The organism is Streptomyces sp. NPDC006687 (genome assembly GCF_040636215.1).
GTDB lineage: Bacteria > Actinomycetota > Actinomycetes > Streptomycetales > Streptomycetaceae > Streptomyces.
The window spans coordinates 36,780-53,012 of the sequence record NZ_JBEYJJ010000019.1 but is presented as its reverse complement, the minus strand read 5'-3'; the positions used below and the strand labels follow the sequence as shown (position 1 = coordinate 53,012).

The 16,233-nt window shown below is 73.8% G+C and carries 18 protein-coding genes; 13 read left to right on the top strand and 5 right to left on the bottom strand.

Features of this window, described 5'->3' with window-relative positions:
* Positions 1–385 precede the first annotated feature (385 nt).
* The 9 genes from ABZ716_RS21810 to ABZ716_RS21770 all read left to right on the top strand — a co-directional run bounded on the left by ABZ716_RS21810 (position 386) and on the right by ABZ716_RS21770 (position 8,589).
* Complete coding sequence (locus ABZ716_RS21810) at positions 386–1,423, top strand: ParA family protein (protein ID WP_237292736.1); 1,038 nt, start codon at positions 386–388, stop codon at positions 1,421–1,423.
* Complete coding sequence (locus ABZ716_RS21805; protein ID WP_358960954.1) at positions 1,408–1,890, top strand: hypothetical protein; 483 nt, start codon at positions 1,408–1,410, stop codon at positions 1,888–1,890. Before ABZ716_RS21810 ends, ABZ716_RS21805 begins: the two co-directional genes overlap by 16 nt.
* Before the next feature lie 195 nt (positions 1,891–2,085).
* The gene (locus tag ABZ716_RS21800) at positions 2,086–3,024 is read left to right on the top strand and encodes a segregation/condensation protein A (RefSeq protein ID WP_358960952.1); all 939 of its coding nucleotides are present in this window, start codon (positions 2,086–2,088) and stop codon (positions 3,022–3,024) included.
* The gene (gene scpB / locus ABZ716_RS21795; protein ID WP_351885994.1) at positions 3,024–3,626 is read left to right on the top strand and encodes an SMC-Scp complex subunit ScpB; all 603 of its coding nucleotides are present in this window, start codon (positions 3,024–3,026) and stop codon (positions 3,624–3,626) included. The genes ABZ716_RS21800 and scpB overlap by 1 nt, the downstream gene beginning before the upstream one ends.
* Complete coding sequence (locus ABZ716_RS21790; protein WP_358960950.1) at positions 3,626–4,990, top strand: pseudouridine synthase; 1,365 nt, start codon at positions 3,626–3,628, stop codon at positions 4,988–4,990. The genes scpB and ABZ716_RS21790 overlap by 1 nt, the downstream gene beginning before the upstream one ends.
* A gap of 110 nt (positions 4,991–5,100) precedes the next feature.
* Positions 5,101–5,718 (top strand): nicotinamide riboside transporter PnuC, encoded by a 618-nt coding sequence (pnuC, locus tag ABZ716_RS21785; protein WP_358813669.1) that lies wholly within the window; start codon positions 5,101–5,103, stop codon positions 5,716–5,718.
* Positions 5,715–6,803 carry an AAA family ATPase gene (locus ABZ716_RS21780; protein ID WP_358960948.1) on the top strand — a complete coding sequence of 363 codons (1,089 nt, stop codon included), beginning with the start codon at positions 5,715–5,717 and terminating at the stop codon, positions 6,801–6,803. The genes pnuC and ABZ716_RS21780 overlap by 4 nt, the downstream gene beginning before the upstream one ends.
* Complete coding sequence (locus ABZ716_RS21775) at positions 6,800–7,576, top strand: NUDIX domain-containing protein (RefSeq protein WP_358813671.1); 777 nt, start codon at positions 6,800–6,802, stop codon at positions 7,574–7,576. The genes ABZ716_RS21780 and ABZ716_RS21775 overlap by 4 nt, the downstream gene beginning before the upstream one ends.
* The gene (locus ABZ716_RS21770; RefSeq protein WP_358960946.1) at positions 7,573–8,589 is read left to right on the top strand and encodes an ADP-ribosylglycohydrolase family protein; all 1,017 of its coding nucleotides are present in this window, start codon (positions 7,573–7,575) and stop codon (positions 8,587–8,589) included. The genes ABZ716_RS21775 and ABZ716_RS21770 overlap by 4 nt, the downstream gene beginning before the upstream one ends.
* 52 nt (positions 8,590–8,641) lie before the next feature.
* Here ABZ716_RS21770 and ABZ716_RS21765 read toward each other — a convergent pair whose 3' ends face one another.
* The 3 genes from ABZ716_RS21765 to ABZ716_RS21755 form a co-directional block, all read right to left on the bottom strand.
* Positions 8,642–9,322 (bottom strand): nucleotidyltransferase domain-containing protein, encoded by a 681-nt coding sequence (locus tag ABZ716_RS21765; RefSeq protein WP_358813673.1) that lies wholly within the window; start codon positions 9,320–9,322, stop codon positions 8,642–8,644.
* 29 nt (positions 9,323–9,351) lie between these two features.
* Entirely contained in the window at positions 9,352–9,837 is a 486-nt protein-coding gene (locus ABZ716_RS21760; protein WP_358960943.1) for a Rieske (2Fe-2S) protein, read from the bottom strand.
* Between the two features lie 85 nt (positions 9,838–9,922).
* Positions 9,923–10,267: a DUF952 domain-containing protein gene (locus tag ABZ716_RS21755; protein WP_358813675.1), complete on the bottom strand. Its 345-nt coding sequence runs from the start codon at positions 10,265–10,267 to the stop codon at positions 9,923–9,925.
* A gap of 123 nt (positions 10,268–10,390) precedes the next feature.
* Between ABZ716_RS21755 and ABZ716_RS21750 the strand changes: the two genes are divergently transcribed.
* The 4 genes from ABZ716_RS21750 to der all read left to right on the top strand — a co-directional run bounded on the left by ABZ716_RS21750 (position 10,391) and on the right by der (position 14,507).
* Positions 10,391–11,479, top strand: coding sequence for a prephenate dehydrogenase (locus ABZ716_RS21750; RefSeq protein ID WP_358813676.1), 1,089 nt, complete (start codon positions 10,391–10,393; stop codon positions 11,477–11,479).
* A gap of 143 nt (positions 11,480–11,622) precedes the next feature.
* The gene (gene cmk / locus ABZ716_RS21745; RefSeq protein ID WP_358960940.1) at positions 11,623–12,324 is read left to right on the top strand and encodes a (d)CMP kinase; all 702 of its coding nucleotides are present in this window, start codon (positions 11,623–11,625) and stop codon (positions 12,322–12,324) included.
* The gene (locus tag ABZ716_RS21740; RefSeq protein ID WP_351885962.1) at positions 12,285–12,968 is read left to right on the top strand and encodes a lysophospholipid acyltransferase family protein; all 684 of its coding nucleotides are present in this window, start codon (positions 12,285–12,287) and stop codon (positions 12,966–12,968) included. The genes cmk and ABZ716_RS21740 overlap by 40 nt, the downstream gene beginning before the upstream one ends.
* Before the next feature lie 75 nt (positions 12,969–13,043).
* On the top strand, positions 13,044–14,507 hold the full coding sequence (gene der / locus ABZ716_RS21735) for a ribosome biogenesis GTPase Der (RefSeq protein ID WP_358960938.1): 1,464 nt from the start codon (positions 13,044–13,046) through the stop codon (positions 14,505–14,507).
* Positions 14,508–14,523: 16 nt separating this feature from the next.
* Here the strand turns inward: der and ABZ716_RS21730 are convergent, their stop codons facing one another.
* Together ABZ716_RS21730 and ABZ716_RS21725 are read right to left on the bottom strand one after the other, a co-directional pair.
* Positions 14,524–14,973, bottom strand: coding sequence for a hypothetical protein (locus ABZ716_RS21730; protein WP_358813680.1), 450 nt, complete (start codon positions 14,971–14,973; stop codon positions 14,524–14,526).
* Positions 14,974–15,196: 223 nt separating this feature from the next.
* Positions 15,197–16,015 (bottom strand): hypothetical protein, encoded by an 819-nt coding sequence (locus tag ABZ716_RS21725; protein WP_358813681.1) that lies wholly within the window; start codon positions 16,013–16,015, stop codon positions 15,197–15,199.
* Positions 16,016–16,233: the final 218 nt, after the last annotated feature.

Here is a 16,233-nt window from a genome sequence, read left to right as displayed (position 1 = left end):
GCGCCCCGGGAAGCGGTTCAACTCGCCTCGAACGTAACCCTTTAACCCTTTCGCGCACCCGCGAAACTTCACAGCTACAGCTCGTACGCCCTTGACAGAGTGGTGTTCGGTTGCCGACACATCGTGCCGGGTCCGGCGGATTGTGTTGCCGCTGAGCGGTGACACGCCATAGAGTCGCCAACCGTCGGCATGGTGCAACGCTGACCTATCGATAAGTGTCCTGGTCACGTCCGAGGAGGTAAGACGACTTGTGAATGAGTCGACATTTGCTCCTGGAGGTGGCCGGCCAGGGACGCCCGAGCGGGCACCGGCTCCTGGACAGGGGTCCGCCGGGCTCGAAGCTGTCGGCTCCGTCGCGGTCCGCACCTTCGCAAACCACCAGCACATGACGACGCCTCAGAAGAGCATGGACGGCCTAGACGTGAACTCCACGGCCGGCGACCACAGCGGCGATGCGCCCATTGGTTTCGCCGACTACGACCAGGTGCCCGAGGGGCACTTCTACGACCCCGACGCGGAGTACGAGCCCGACCCCGAGTACGCGGCCACCCTCGCGCCCGACGCTGCCCGCCAGCGCCGCGAGCGCATCGGCCCGACCGGGCGCCCGCTGCCGTACTTCCCCATCCCGGGCCCGCTGACCGACCACGGTCCTGCGAAGATCATCGCGATGTGCAACCAGAAGGGCGGCGTCGGCAAGACCACGTCGACCATCAACCTGGGTGCCGCGCTCGCCGAGTACGGGCGCCGCGTGCTGCTCGTCGACTTCGACCCGCAGGGCGCGCTGTCCGTGGGCCTCGGCGTGAACCCGATGGAACTCGACCTGACGGTCTACAACCTGCTCATGGAGCGGGGCATGTCGGCCGACGAGGTGCTGCTCAAGACGGCGGTCCCCAACATGGACCTGCTGCCGAGCAACATCGACCTGTCCGCCGCCGAAGTGCAGTTGGTCAGTGAGGTCGCGCGCGAGTCGACGCTCCAGCGGGCGCTCAAGCCGCTGATGAACGACTACGACTACATCGTGATCGACTGTCAGCCCTCGCTGGGCCTGCTGACCGTGAACGCCCTGACGGCGGCTCACAAGGTCATCGTGCCGCTGGAATGCGAGTTCTTCGCGCTGCGTGGCGTGGCGCTGCTGACCGAGACCATCGAGAAGGTCCAGGAGCGGCTCAACCCGGAGCTGGAGCTCGACGGCATCCTCGCCACGATGTACGACTCCCGTACGGTGCACAGCCGCGAGGTGCTGGCGCGGGTGGTCGAGGCGTTCGACGACCACGTCTACCACACGGTCATCGGGCGGACGGTGCGCTTCCCGGAGACCACGGTCGCGGGCGAGCCGATCACCACGTACGCCTCCAACTCCGTCGGCGCCGCCGCCTATCGCCAGCTGGCCAGGGAGGTGCTCGCCCGGTGTCCCGCCGAGTGAGTCTGCCCGGTGCCGACGAACTGTTCCGCACGACCGGGGGGATGGCCCTCCAGTCGTCCTCGCCGGCGTCGCCGACGGCGGCCGCCGCTCCGGCGGGGGGCACGGCGAGGGCCACCGGGGACGGGCCGGCGGTGGGCGCGCAGCGCAGGGCGCAGGAAGGTTCTGCCAGTCCCGCGGGTGCCGGGGCCGGGGTCGGTGCCGGTGCCGGGCCGCGGCAGGGCAAGGGGCAGGGCCGGGGGGCCAACCGGCGGCCCAGCGGGCGTGAGCGGCACGACGAGAAGATCACGGTCTACGTCTCCGCCGAGGAGCTGATGGACCTGGAGCACGCCCGGCTGGTGCTCCGCGGGGAGCACGGGCTGGCCGTCGACCGGGGGCGTATCGTCCGCGAGGCCGTCGCCGTGGTCCTGGCCGACCTGGAGTCGCGCGGCGACGCCAGCATCCTGGTCCGCCGCCTCCGCGGCCGCTAGCCCCCGCCCCCGCTGCGCGGAGCCGTCTCCCCGCCCCGCCCTTTCACCGTTCCTGGGGGTCCGCCCCAGACCCCGCGCCTCAATCGCCGGCGATTGAGGTCGGGGGCGGTCCGACCCCGGGCGGGGTGGGCGCTGAAGCCCCCCGGGAGGGCCTAGGCTGCGGGGGTTGCTCGATTCGTACCAGCCTGGAATGTCATGCCCCCCAACCACGCCGCCCGCCGCCCCCTCGGCCCGGGCCCGGGTGCGCCGGTGGAAGCCGCTCAGGCGCCCGCTGCGGGGCTGGAGGGGCCCGGGGGCGGCGAAGCCGCCGGGGCGGGCTCCGGGGCACCTGAGGCCCCCGCCGGGCGGTTCACGCTGCGGCTGGAGAACTTCGAGGGCCCCTTCGACCTGCTGCTCCAGCTGATCTCCCGGCACAAGCTGGACGTCACCGAGGTCGCCCTCTCCCAGGTCACCGACGAGTTCATGGCTCACATCCGCGCCATGGGCCCCGACTGGGACCTCGACCAGACCACCGAGTTCCTCGTCGTCGCCGCCACCCTCCTCGACCTCAAGGCCGCCCGGCTGCTGCCCGCCGCCGAGGTGGAGGACGAGGCCGACCTCGCGCTGCTGGAGGCCCGGGACCTGCTCTTCGCCCGGCTGCTCCAGTACCGGGCGTACAAGCAGATCGCCGCGATCTTCGAGCAGCGGGCCGCCGAGGAGGGCCGTCGCTACCCCCGTACCGTCGGGCTGGAGCCGCACCACGCCGACCTGCTGCCCGAGGTGGTCCTCAGCATCGGCGCCGACGGCCTCGCCCGTCTCGCCGTCCAGGCGATGCAGCCCCGGGCCAAGCCCGAGGTGTACGTCGACCACATCCACGCCCCGCTGGTCAGCGTCCGCGAGCAGGCGGGTCACCTCGTACGCCTCCTCAAGGCGCGCGGCGAGGCGACCTTCCAGGAGCTCACCGAGGACGCCCAGGACACCCTCACGGTCGTCGCCCGCTTCCTGGCCCTGCTGGAGCTCTACCGGGAGAAGGCCGTGGTCCTGGACCAGGAGGAGGCCCTGCTCACCCTCACCGTGCGCTGGTGCGGCGGCGACGGGGACGGGATGCCGACGGTGACCGACGAGTTCGACCGCGTGGTGGAGGTACGTGACTGATGGAGCTGAAGGGGGCCCTGGAGGCCGTCCTGATGGTCGTGGACGAGCCCGCGACCGCCGAGCACCTCGCCAAGGTGCTCGACCGCACCCCGCGCGAGGTCGCCGACGCCCTGGCCGCCCTCGCCGACGAGTACACCGTCCAGGGCAGGGGCTTCGAGCTGCGCCTGGTCGCCGGGGGCTGGCGGTTCTACACCCGGCCCGCGTACGCGGCGGCCGTCGAGGCGTTCGTCCTGGACGGCCAGCAGGCCCGTCTCACCCAGGCGGCCCTGGAGACCCTGGCGGTCGTCGCGTACCGCCAGCCGGTGAGCCGGTCGCGCCTCTCGGCGGTGCGCGGGGTCAACTGTGACGGGGTCGTCCGGACCCTGCTCCAGAGGGGTCTGGTGGCCGAGGCGGGCACGGAACCCGAAACAGGTGCGATCCTGTACAGGACGACGAACTACTTTCTGGAGCGGATGGGCCTGCGCGGCCTGGACGAGCTCCCGGAGCTCGCGCCCTTCCTCCCCGAGGCGGACGCGATCGAAGCCGAGACGCAAGAGGGTGTTCCGTCGTTCGATCCGGACGCACCGGACACCGATGAAGACGACAAGACGACGGAACTTTGATGCGAAGCAGCGGCAACGGCAACGGTGGCAACAGGAACAGCGGCGGCGGTGGCGGCGGCGGGCGTGGTAACGCCCGTGGCGGCTCCTCCAGCGGCGGCGGTGGCTACCGCGGTGGCGGCTCCGGCGGTGGCAGCGGCTCGGGCGGCGGCTACCGGGGCGGCGGCTCCGGCGGTGGCAGCTCCAGCGGCGGCTACCGCGGCGGCAGCGGCTCCGGCGGCGCCCGCTCCGGCGGTGGCAGCGGCTCGGGCGGCGGCTACCGCGGTGGCGGCTACCAGGGCGGCGGTTACCAGGGCGGCGGCTCCGACGCGCGGGACCGCGACCAGCCGGCTCCCCGCATCCGCAACCCCCGCCCCGAGGAGCGTCGCTACGACGTGGGCCCCGAGGGCGAGCGCAGCGGGCGCAGCGGCCCCAAGGCCGGCGGTGGCGGTGCCCGCGGCGCGGCCGCGCGCGGTGGCGCCAAGGGCGGCCCCAGGACCTCCAGGACCCCCGGCATCGGCGGGGCCGGCGGCCCGCGCCGCGGGCCCGGCAGCCGCAGCGGTCAGTCGCGTCCCCGTGAGCTGGACGCGCGGATCGAGGAGCGCGTGCGCGACCGGTACGCCGACAAGCCCGTGATCAAGACCCCGAAGACCTTCCCGGGCGCCGAGGAGGAGGGCGAGCGCCTGCAGAAGGTCCTCGCCCGTGCCGGCATGGGCTCGCGCCGCGCCTGCGAGGAGCTGATCGAGCAGGCCCGCGTCGAGGTCAACGGCGAGATCGTCACCGAGCAGGGCAAGCGCGTCCAGCCGAAGGACGAGATCAAGGTGGACGGCCTGACGGTCGCCACCCAGTCGTTCCTGTTCTTCGCGCTGAACAAGCCGGCCGGCGTCGTCTCCACCATGGAGGACCCGGACGGCCGCCAGTGCCTGGGCGACTACGTGACCAACCGCGAGACCCGCCTCTTCCACGTCGGCCGGCTCGACACCGAGACCGAGGGCATCATCCTGCTCACCAACCACGGCGAGCTGGCCCACCGTCTCACGCACCCCAAGTACGGCGTGAAGAAGACCTACGTCGCCGCGATCACCGGCTCCCTGCCGCGTGACATCGGCAAGCGGCTCAAGGAAGGCATCGAGCTGGAGGACGGTTACGCCCGCGCGGACAACTTCCGCGTCCTGGACCAGGTCGGCAAGAACTACATGGTCGAGGTGACCCTCCACGAGGGCCGCAAGCACATCGTCCGCCGGATGCTGGCCGAGGCCGGCTTCCCGGTCGAGAAGCTCGTCCGGACCTCCTTCGGCCCGATCGAGCTCGGCGACCAGAAGTCCGGCTGGCTGCGCCGCCTGACCAACACCGAGGTCGGCATGCTCATGCGCGAGGTCGGCCTCTAGCCGCCCCCCGCCCCGTACGGAAGCCCGCGGTGCCACCGGCGCCGCGGGCTTCCGTGTTCCCGCCCGCCTCCTTTATAGTCATCCTGACTATTAGAGAGCGGGTGGGCCCGATGGGCTGGGAAACGAGCTGGACCGAGATCCTGGGCTTCGCCACGGGCGCCCTGTGCGTGTGGCTGGTGGCCCGTCAGCACCTCGCCAACTGGCCGGTGGGCATCGCCAACAACGTCTTCTTCATCGTGCTGTTCGCCCAGGCCGGCCTCTACGCCGACGCCGGGCTCCAGATCGTCTTCATCGCCCTCGCCGCCTACGGCTGGTGGTCCTGGACCCACGGGGGTGGACCGGGAACCGCCGAGGCCCTGCCGGTGCGCCGCACCACGCGCGCCGAATGGCTCTGGCTGCTCGCGGCGGGGGCGGTGGGGACCGCCGCGCTGACCCTGCTCCTCGCCCGGGTCAGCGACTCCACCGTGCCCTTCTGGGACGCGCTGACCACCGCCCTGTCCCTGATGGCCACCTACGGGCAGTGCCGCAAGCTGCTGGAGTCCTGGTGGCTGTGGATCGCAGTCGACCTGGTCTACGTCCCCCTCTACGTCTACAAGGGGCTGTACCTGACCTCGGTCCTCTACGTGGGCTTCCTGGCCCTGTGCGTGGCCGGGCTCGTCGGCTGGCGGCGCGCCCTGCCGGCCCCCGGCGGGCGCACGGCGACGGCGGAAGCGGGAGCGGCGGTATGAGCGGCGGCAAGCGGTTCGGGCACGGGCTGGTGCTCGGCAAGTTCTACCCGCCGCACGCCGGCCACCACCACCTCGTGCGCACCGCCCAGGACCAGTGCGAGCGGCTGACCGTACTGGTCTGCGCGGCCTCGGTGGAGTCGGTGCCGCTCGCGGACCGGGTCGCCTGGATGCGGGAGGAGCACCCCGGCGCGGAGGTGGTCGGCGCGGTCGACGACATCCCCGTCGACCTCCATGACCCGCGGGTCTGGGAGGCGCACATGGCGATCTTCCGGGCGGCGGTGGGCCGGCCCGTGGACGCCGTCTTCACCTCCGAGGAGTACGGCACCGAACTCGCCCGGCGCTTCGGCGCCGAGGAGGTCTGCGTGGACCCGGCGCGCACCCTGTTCCCCGTCTCCGGGACGGCCGTGCGCGCGGACCCCGCCGGCTGCTGGGAGTTCCTGGGGCCGGCCGTACGGGCCGCGCTCACCCGGCGGGTGGTCGTGCTCGGCGCCGAGTCCACCGGGACCACGACCCTCTCGCGGGAGCTGGCCGCGCACTACCGGCGGCGCGGCGGGGTCTGGGCGAAGACCGGCTGGGTCGCCGAGTACGGGCGCGAGTACAGCGAGGAGAAGCTGGCCGCGGCCCGTACGGCGGACCCGGCCGTCTCCTGGGAGGACATGGCCTTCACCTCGCGGGAGTTCCCGGTGATCGCGCGCCGGCAGGACGAGAACGAGGAGCGGGCCGCCCGGCTGGGCTCGCCGGTGCTGTTCTGCGACACCGACTCCTTCGCGACGGGCATCTGGCACGAGCGCTACGTCGGCGGACGCAACCGGGAGGTCGAGCGGATCGCCGCGCGGACCCGGCGGGACCTGTACCTGCTCACGGACCACGAGGGAGTCCCCTTCGAGGACGACGGGCTGCGCGACGGACCGGAGCTGCGCCCCTGGATGACGGCCCGCTTCAGCCGGGAACTCGCCCGCACCGGGCGCCGTTTCCTCCTCGTGAGCGGCGACCGAGGCTCCCGGCTGGCGCAGGCCGTGGCCGCGGTCGACGGGCTCCTGGCGGAGGGCTGGCAGTTCGCGGCCCCCCTCCCGGAGCGCCGATGACCCCCGCGAAGCCGGGCGGTGCCCCCCGCCCGGGCCCGTCCGGCCCCGCGCCCTACGACCCGTACGCCTTCGAGCCGTTCGCGGTGGCCGTCGACCTGGCCGTGCTCACCGTGCGCGGCGGCGCCCTGCACGTGCTGCTGGTCCGGCGCGGGCAGGAGCCGTACGCCGGTGCCTGGGCGCTGCCCGGTGGCTTCGTGCGGCCGCGGGAGTCCGCGGAGGCCGCGGCGCTGCGCGAGCTCGCCGAGGAGACGGGGCTGGCGCCGGAGCTGGTCGGCGGGCTGCACCTGGAGCAGCTGCGCACCTACAGCGAACCGGACCGCGACCCCCGGATGCGGGTGGTCTCCGTCGCCTTCACCGCGCTCGTCCCCGACCTGCCGGAACCGGTCGAGGAGGGCGGCGGGGACGCCGACGGGGCCCGCTGGGTGCCCGTGCGGGAGGCGCCGGAGCTGGCCTTCGACCACGGACTGATCCTCGCGGACGCCCGCCGGCGGGTCGGGGCCAAGCTGGAGTACACCTGCCTCGCCACCGCCTTCTGCCCGCCCGAGTTCACCCTCGGGGAACTCCAGGCCGTCTACGAGACCGTCTGGGGAACCGGCCTGGACCGCCCCAACTTCCGCCGCAAGGTCCTCGCCACACCCGGCTTCGTCCAGCCCGTGCCCGGTGCCGCCCGCCTCACCGGCGGCCGCGGCAAACCGGCCGCCCTCTACCGGGCCGGACCGGCGACCACCCTCCACCCGCCCCTGCTGCGACCCACGGAAGGACCCACCGCGTGACCGTCCCCAAGCGCGCCGCGACCGGCGCCCTGATCGGCCTGGCCCTGGGCGACGCCCTCGGCTTCCCGACGGAGTTCCAGGACGTCCCGTCCATCCTGGCCAAGACCGGGCCGTGGCGGCAGATGCGGCTGCCCCGCCCGGCGATCGTCACCGACGACACCCAGATGACCCTCGCCCTCGCCCGCGGCATACGGACCGCCGCCGGGCGCGGCCGGGTCGGCCCGCTGCGGCTGGCCCGGCCGGTCCGCGAGGAGTTCGTCGACTGGTACCACTCCCCGGAGAACAACCGCGCCCCCGGCCGCACCTGCCTGGTGGCCTGCGGCCTGCTGAACGACCCGGCGCGGGACTGGCGCGACGCCAGCCAGACCGGCTCCAAGGGCTGCGGGGCCAACATGCGCGTCGCGCCCGTCGGCCTGGTCCCCGGCTGGACGGACGAGGAGCGCGCGGGCGCCGCCCAGCTCCAGTCGGCCCTCACCCACGGCCACCCCACCGCCCTCGCGGCCTCCGACCTGACCGCCCGAGCCGTGTACCTCCTGGCCCAGGGCACCGAGGTGACGGGCCTGGTCGGGCGGCTGCGCTCGTACGCCCTGGAGAACCGCACCCGCTACCACGAGCGCTGGCTCGGCGACCTCTGGATGCGCACCGCCTGCGACGCCTCGCCCGAGTCCTTCATCGCCCGGGGCTGGGACGACTGCCTGGCCGTCCTGGACCGGCTCGCGGAGGCCCTGCGCACCCCCTCCCCGGAGACGGACCCCTGCCTGGCCACGGGCGAGGGCTGGATCGCCGAGGAGGCCCTGGCGACGGCCCTGCACTGCTTCCTGCTCTTCCCGGAGGAGCCCCTGCTGGCCCTGCGCCGGGCCGCCTGCACGGCGGGCGACTCCGACTCCCTCGCCTGCCTGGCCGGCGCCTTCGCCGGCGCCCACCTGGGCGCCGACGCCTGGCCGCGCGACTGGGAGGGCGGGATCGAGTACCGCGACGAACTGCTCGCCTTCGGCGCCCTCTGGGACGCCTGAGCGGCCGACGGCCCTACGCGGCCCGCGTGTCCCCGCGCGTCCTCGCGCGGCTCTAGGCGGCCGACGCCCGGCGGGTGCGGTGGAGGAAGTCCGCGACCCGGGACAGGTCCGGGTCGGGCGGCAGCGGGGAGGAGGGGAGGGCGTCCTCGCATTCCTCCGTGAGGCGGGCCATCCAGGCGTCGACCTCCTCCCAGGCCGTCTCGCCCCGCTTCACCGCGAGGAGCCGGTCCCGGTACGGGCCGGCGTCGATCTCCAGGCGGCCCGTGCGCAGCAGGTCGCGGCAGGACAGCAGCAGCCGCAGCAGGTGCATGGCGTGCTTCCAGCGCGGGGCCCCGTACAGGCGGACGTCCGCGAGGAGCTTGCGGTGCTGGCCGGCCGCGTAGCGGGTGAAGGTGGCGTGGGCCCGGCGGGAGAGGAACGCCCCGCGCAGTGACAGGAGTTCCTCTCCCACCGGGGTGACCCGGTCCACCAGGGGGGAGTGCAGGCACTCCAGGATGTTCGGGTTGGCCCGCAGCGCGAGGGCGCAGAAGCGCTCCAGCTCCCAGGAGAACTCCTCCTCCCGCGGCCCCTCCACGTGCGTGGGGGGCTTGTCGAACCGCCAGAAGAGCGGCGTGGGGGCGAGGAAGACACCGCGCCGGTCGGTGTCGCTCGTCTCCGTGGCCAGTCCGAAGGCGCGGGAGCCCGTCACACAGGCGTAGACGGTGTGGTCCCGGACCAGGGTGAGGTCGTCCATGCCGGGGAGCGTAGGCGGCGGCCTCCGGGCTAGGCGAGCGAGATTTCTCCGTTCGGGGCCACGTTGATCTTCTTCTCCTCCAGCCCGCGCGTGGCCGGGCCGTGCGTCACGGCGCCGTCCGTCACCTGGAACCTGCTGCCGTGGCAGGGGCAGTCGATGCTGCCGTCCGCGACCTTGTTCACCAGGCAGCCCTGGTGCGGGCACACCGCCGTGAAGCAGCGGAAGGACCCGGCCGTGGGCTGGGTCACCACCAGCTTCGCCTCCTTCAGGACCGTGCCGCCGCCGACCGGCACCTTCGAGGAGTCCACGAGGGGCTTCGCGGCCGCGGACGGGGAGGACGCGGAGGGCGCGGAGGGCGAGGACCCCTGCGAGGCGCCGGCGGACGGGGCGGCGGGGGCCGCCGGCTCGGTGGCGGGCTTCTCGCCCTCGCCTCCGCAGGCGGCGAGCGTGCCGCCCGCCAGGGCTGCCGCCCCGGCCGCGAGTACCGTGCGCCGGGCGGTGTGTGACTCAGTCATGGGAGCTCCGTGTTCGGTCGTGGCCGGCAGTGGCGAGGAGCATCCTGGCGCGCGCCGGGCCGCGAGGGCAGCCCGCCACTCCGGTTCATCCGCCCGGGTGCCAGGGGGTCAGCTCCGCCGGGCCGCCGCCGGGCGTGCGTACGACCTCCCACACGCGCACCACCGCGTCCCGGTTCAACGCCCCGTGGACGTGCGGGTACGGATCGTCCGGGCCGCCCGCGCGGCGGACCTCCGCCGTCAGGGCCGTCTCGTCGAGCTCCACCGCGAGCAGCGGGCCCGGCACCTCCCGGTAGTGGGACCCCGCGATGGCCAGGACGGTCGCCGGGTCCGCCGAGCAGTGCACGAAACCCTCGGAGGCCAGCGAGGCGGGGGCGTAGGGGAGCGCGGGAGCGGCGCTCCAGTCCGCGAGCGGGACGATGTGGAAGATCATGCGGCCCGTTCTACCCGACGGGGGCCCCGGCGCGTCCACAGGGCGGACCGCCGGGTCCGCGACACGTGTCCGCTGGCTACCCTGAGTCAGGACCAGTCGTCAGCGATCACCCTGGAGCGCCCCGTGAGAACCGCCGTCGTCATCGGAACCGGACTGATCGGCACCTCCGCGGCGCTCGCCCTGACCGCCCGCGGCATCGCCGTCCACCTGGTCGACCACGACCCGGCGCAGGCCCGTACCGCCGCCTCCCTCGGCGCCGGCACCGACGACGCCCCCGAGGGACAGGTGGACCTCGCGATCGTCGCCGTGCCCCCCGCCCACGTGGCCGCCGCGCTGGCCGACGCCATCGGCCGCGGGCTGGCCCGCGCCTACGTGGACGTGGCCAGCGTCAAGGGCGGCCCGCGCCGCGAGCTCGCCGCCCTGGGCGCCGACACCTCCGCCTACATCGGCACCCACCCCATGGCCGGCAAGGAGCGCTCCGGCCCGCTGGCCGCCACGGCCGACCTGTTCGAGGGCCGCCCCTGGGTGCTGACACCGACCCGGGACACCGACCACGAGGTGCTGAACCTGGCGCTGGAGCTCGTCGCCCTGTGCCGGGCCGTGCCCGTCGTGATGGACGCCGACGCCCACGACCGGGCCGTCGCACTGGTCTCGCACACCCCGCAGCTGGTCTCCAGCATGGTCGCCGCCCGCCTGGAGGAGGCGGACGAGACGGCCGTGAGGCTGTGCGGGCAGGGCATCCGCGACGTGACCCGGATCGCCGCCTCCGACCCCCGGATGTGGGTGGAGATCCTCTCCGCCAACCCCGGACCCGTCGCCGACGTCCTGGCCGGCATCGCCGCCGACCTGGAGGAGACCGTGGAGGCGCTGCGCGGCCTGCAGTCCGCCGACGAGGCCAAGCGCCGGGGCGGGGCCGCCGGCATCGAGGACGTGCTCAAGCGGGGCAACGCCGGACGCGTCCGGGTCCCCGGCAAGCACGGCGCGGCGCCCACCGCCTACGAGACCGTCGGGGTGTTCATCAGCGACCAGCCCGGCGAACTGGCGCGGATCTTCGCCGACGCGGGCCGGGCCGGGGTCAACATCGAGGACGTCCGGATCGAGCACGCCACCGGTCAGCAGGCGGGCCTGGTGCAGCTCATGGTGGAGCCGAGGGCCGTCGCGGGCCTGACCGCCGAGCTCCGCGAGCGGGGCTGGGCCCTGCGCCAGCAGTAGCCCCCGCCGGGCGGCCCGGCAGCGCACCCGCCGCGGTACCCGCCGGCCGACCGGGAACGACGGGTGTCCGGGGCCGGTAACCTGGGGAGGGGCGCTCTTGGCGCGCCCGGACACGTACGCGCAACCAGGAAGGTGCCCGCACCGTGGAATCCGTAGCTCCGTCCGCCGTGACCGTCGCCATCGACGGTCCCTCCGGCACGGGCAAGTCCAGCACTTCCAAGGCCGTGGCCGCCAAGCTCGGGCTGCGCTACCTGGACACCGGTGCCCAGTACCGGGCCATCACCTGGTGGATGATCAGCAACGGCGTCGACACCGACGACCCGCAGGCCATCGCCCTCGCCGCCGGCAAGCCGGTCATCGTCTCCGGTACGGACCCCTCGGCGCCCACCATCACCGTGGACGGCCAGGACGCCTCCGCCCCGATCCGCACCCAGGAGGTCACCTCCAAGGTCAGCGCCGTCAGCGCCGTCCCCGAGGTGCGCAGCCTGATCACCGACCTCCAGCGCTCCATCGCCGCCGATGCGGCCGCACAGGCCGACGGGATCGTGGTCGAGGGCCGGGACATCGGCACCACCGTCCTGCCCGACGCCGACGTCAAGATCTTCCTCACCGCCTCCGCCGAGGCCCGCGCCGCCCGCCGCAGCGGCGAACTGCGCGGCAAGGAGGCCACCGACCTCGCCGCCACCAGGGAAGCCCTGATCAAGCGGGACGCCGCCGACTCCGGCCGCAAGACCTCCCCGCTGGCCAAGGCCGCCGACGCCGTCGAGGTGGACACCACCGAACTCACCCTCGACCAGGTCATCGAATGCGTCGTGACCCTGGTCGAAGAGCGGCGCGCCACGTGAGCGATACGCCCTCCCCCAAGGGGGCGGCGGTCGGCAGACGCATCGGGATCGGGCTCATGTACGGGCTCTGGAAGCCGCGTGTGCTGGGAGCCTGGAAGGTACCCGCCACCGGCCCCGTCATCCTGGCCGTCAACCACTCCCACAACATCGACGGCCCGCTGGTCATGGGCACCGCGCCCCGGCCGCTGCACTTCCTGGTCAAGAAGGAGGCGTTCGTCGGGCCCCTCGGTCCCTTCCTGGAGGGGATCGGGCAGGTGAAGGTGGACCGCTCCGGCACCGACCGGACCGCCGTCACCCGCGCCCTGGACGTCCTCGGCAACGGCGGCGCCCTGGGGATATTCCCCGAGGGCACCCGCGGCGACGGGGACTTCGCCTCCCTGCGCGCCGGCCTCGCCTATTTCGCGGTCCGCAGCGGCGCGCCCGTCGTGCCGGTCGCCGTCCTGGGCAGCACCGAAGCCAAGGGCCGGCTCGTCAAGGGCCTGCCCCCGCTGCGCAGCCGCGTCGACATCGTCTTCGGCTCCGCCTTCGAGGCCGGGGACGGCACGGGCCGCCGCACGCGGACCGCGCTGGACGCGGCCACCGTACGCATCCAGGACCGGCTGACCGCCCACCTGACCGACGCCAAGCGCCTCACCGGGCGCTGAGCGAGACTTGAACTCAGTAGTGGCGCCCGCCGCGCGGGTACCACCGATCACCACGAACGACGAGGAACGGACTTCATGAACGACCAGCACGACCACGGAGCACTTGGCGACGCCGAGTACGCGGAGTTCATGGAGCTCGCCGCGGAGGAAGGCTTCGACCTCGAAGAGGTCGAAGGCGCGATCGAGGAGGCCGGTCACGGCCCCCTCCCGGTCCTCGCGGTAGTCGGCCGCCCGAACGTCGGCAAGTCGACCCTGGTCAACCGCATCATCGGCCGCCGCGAGGCGGTCGTCGAAGACAAGCCGGGCGTCACCCGCGACCGCGTCACCTACGAGGCCGAGTGGGCCGGCCGCCGCTTCAAGGTGGTCGACACCGGTGGCTGGGAGCAGGACGTCCTCGGCATCGACGCCGCCGTTGCCGCCCAGGCCGAGTACGCCATCGAGACCGCCGACGCGGTCGTCTTCGTGGTGGACGCCAAGGTCGGCGCCACCGACAGCGACGAGGCCGTCGTCAAGCTGCTGCGCCGGGCCGGCAAGCCCGTCGTCCTGTGCGCCAACAAGGTCGACGGCCAGAGCGGCGAGGCCGACGCGGCCTCCCTGTGGTCCCTGGGCCTGGGCGAGCCGTACCCGGTCTCCTCGCTGCACGGCCGCGGCACCGGCGACATGCTCGACGCCGTCCTGGAGGTCCTGCCGGAGGCCCCCGCGCAGACCTTCGGCGGGGCCCCCCTCGGCGGCCCGCGCCGGATCGCCCTGATCGGCCGCCCCAACGTCGGCAAGTCCTCGCTCCTCAACAAGGTCGCCCGCGAGGACCGCGTCGTCGTCAACGAGCTGGCCGGCACCACCCGCGACCCGGTCGACGAGCTGATCGAGCTCGGCGGCGTGACCTGGAAGTTCGTGGACACCGCGGGCATCCGCAAGAAGGTCCACCTCCAGCAGGGCGCCGACTACTACGCCTCGCTGCGCACGGCCGCGGCCGTCGAGAAGGCGGAGGTGGCGGTCATCCTGATCGACACCACCGAGAACATCAGCGTCCAGGACCAGCGCATCATCACCATGGCCGTCGAGGCCGGCCGTGCGATCGTCATCGCCTACAACAAGTGGGACGAGCTGGACGAGGAGCGCCGCTACTACCTCGAACGCGAGATCGAGACCGAGATGCAGCAGGTCTCCTGGGCGCCCCGGGTGAACGTCTCGGCGCTCACCGGCCGCCACATGGAGAAGCTGGTCCCGGCGATCGAGACCGCCCTCGCCGGCTGGGAGACGCGCGTCCCCACGGGCCGCCTGAACGCCTTCCTCGGCGAGGTCGTCGCCGCGCACCCGCACCCCATCCGCGGCGGCAAGCAGCCCCGCATCCTGTTCGGTACCCAGGCGGGGAGCAAGCCGCCGCGGTTCGTCCTGTTCGCCTCCGGCTTCCTGGAGCACGGCTACCGGCGCTTCATCGAGCGCCGCCTGCGCGAGGAGTTCGGCTTCGAGGGCACCCCGCTGCACATCTCGGTGCGGGTGCGCGAGAAGCGCGGCGCCCAGTACAAGAAGAAGAAGTAGCGGCAGCGGGCCGGGGTCAGTAGCCCCGGCGCGGAGCGGGCGGCAGGGCCGCCGGGATGTGCTGCATCCCGGTGTGGTGCTGGCGCCCGTCGCCGTATCCGGGACCGGTCGCCGCCTGGGACGCCGGTACGGGGACGGCGGCCGCGGCGTGCGCGTACAGGGGCTGGGGGGCGACCGGGGCCGGCGGGTAGGCGGGCTGCCAGGGATCGGCCCGCTGCCACCCTGAACCGCTCCAGCCGGCCGGGGTGGAGCCGCTGCCGTAGGAGAGGCTGGAGGAGCCGCCGGAGCCGCCGTACGAGGAACCGTACGGGGAACCGCAGGAGAACGCGGCGAAGCCGAGCTCCTCCTCGCCGCTGCGGTCGCCCGGCAGCGCCCGGAAGGCGCGCAGGTACTCCGAGTACAGGGCGTCGAAGATCGGGGTGTGCGAGGCGGCCGGAGCGTGGTCCCGGTCCCGTGCGGGGCGCATCGGGGGGACGCTGCTCGGATAGGACGGGGCGCGGGTGGTGTCGTATGCATGCACGTATCAGCCAACGACACCGGGGCGCTGCGGATGCGGGGTGACGGGGCTCAAAACGCAGATCGCCGGGGGTGCGCGGGACGGACCGCGCACCCCCGGCGCAGATACCGCCCGGCCTCCTTCGCGGGAGGACGGGCGGCCGTTTCCGGGCGGGCAGGGGAAGGGCCGGGGCTCAGGCGCCCGGGGCGCCCGCGAGGGGCATCGAGGCCGCGACGAGCTTGCCGTTGCTCGCGGCCTTGTCGAGGGCGTCGCGCAGCAGGTCCTCGCGGGGCTGCTGGCCGATGGAGCCGACGGGGGCGGCGTAGACCAGGACCCGCTGGGTCCGGTTGACGGCGGCCCGCCAGCCGTCGGTCACGGACAGCGCCTGGTGCGCCTGCCACCAGGCGGCCTGCGGGCCGCCGGCCGCGCCGGGCTGGAGCACGGCGTGCAGCTGGCCGCCGGCGAGCAGGACCGACCAGCCGTCGAGGGGGGAGGGCACCTGGTTGGTGTCGGTGACCGGGATGAAGCCCTGCTCGATGAGGAGCGGCAGGAAGTCGTCGCCGGGGCCGGTGGTGCCGGGGCGGGCGATCGGCGCGGTCGGCTCGACCACGAGGGCGGGGTGCAGCTCGCCGTTGATCAGGATCAGGCCGCTGGTGATGCCGAGGACGGCCTGACCGCCGGGGACGTTCTGCGGGACCGCGCCGGCGGGGGCCGGCGCCTGCTCGGGGGCCGGGCTGTCACCGGTGATGCTGCGCACCGCGCCCTGGAGCTCGGCCTCGGAGACCGTGACGACCTGGGAGGGGATGCAGCCGGCGTGGGCGAAGGCGAGGACGGCCGTCTCCTCGCCCACGAACAGCACGGTGCTCGTCGGGTCGGTCTCGGGGTCACCGGGGGTGCGGCAGGAGGTGCAGTCGTAACTGCCCGGGGCGTCGTCGCCGGTGAGCAGCCTGTCGGCTTCTTCGTCACCGATCTCGGCACGTACCTCAAGACTGACGTCGAGCATGCGCGGCACGGGGGAGCTCCTCATTGGTGCGGAGGCCGGGGGGTTCCCGGCTCGCCGGGCTCAACGGCCGAGGCTCCACCGGGGTAACGCCGTTTGAGGGAACGGAATCGAACCGGCCACCCGAACGAGTGAACCGCTCGGGGGCGGCGTCGTTTTTGTGGCAACTGTTGGCGGGTCATGCGCAGTTGGTGGTCGGTGCTGGCCGTTCGGGGGCGGGGCGGCGGTCG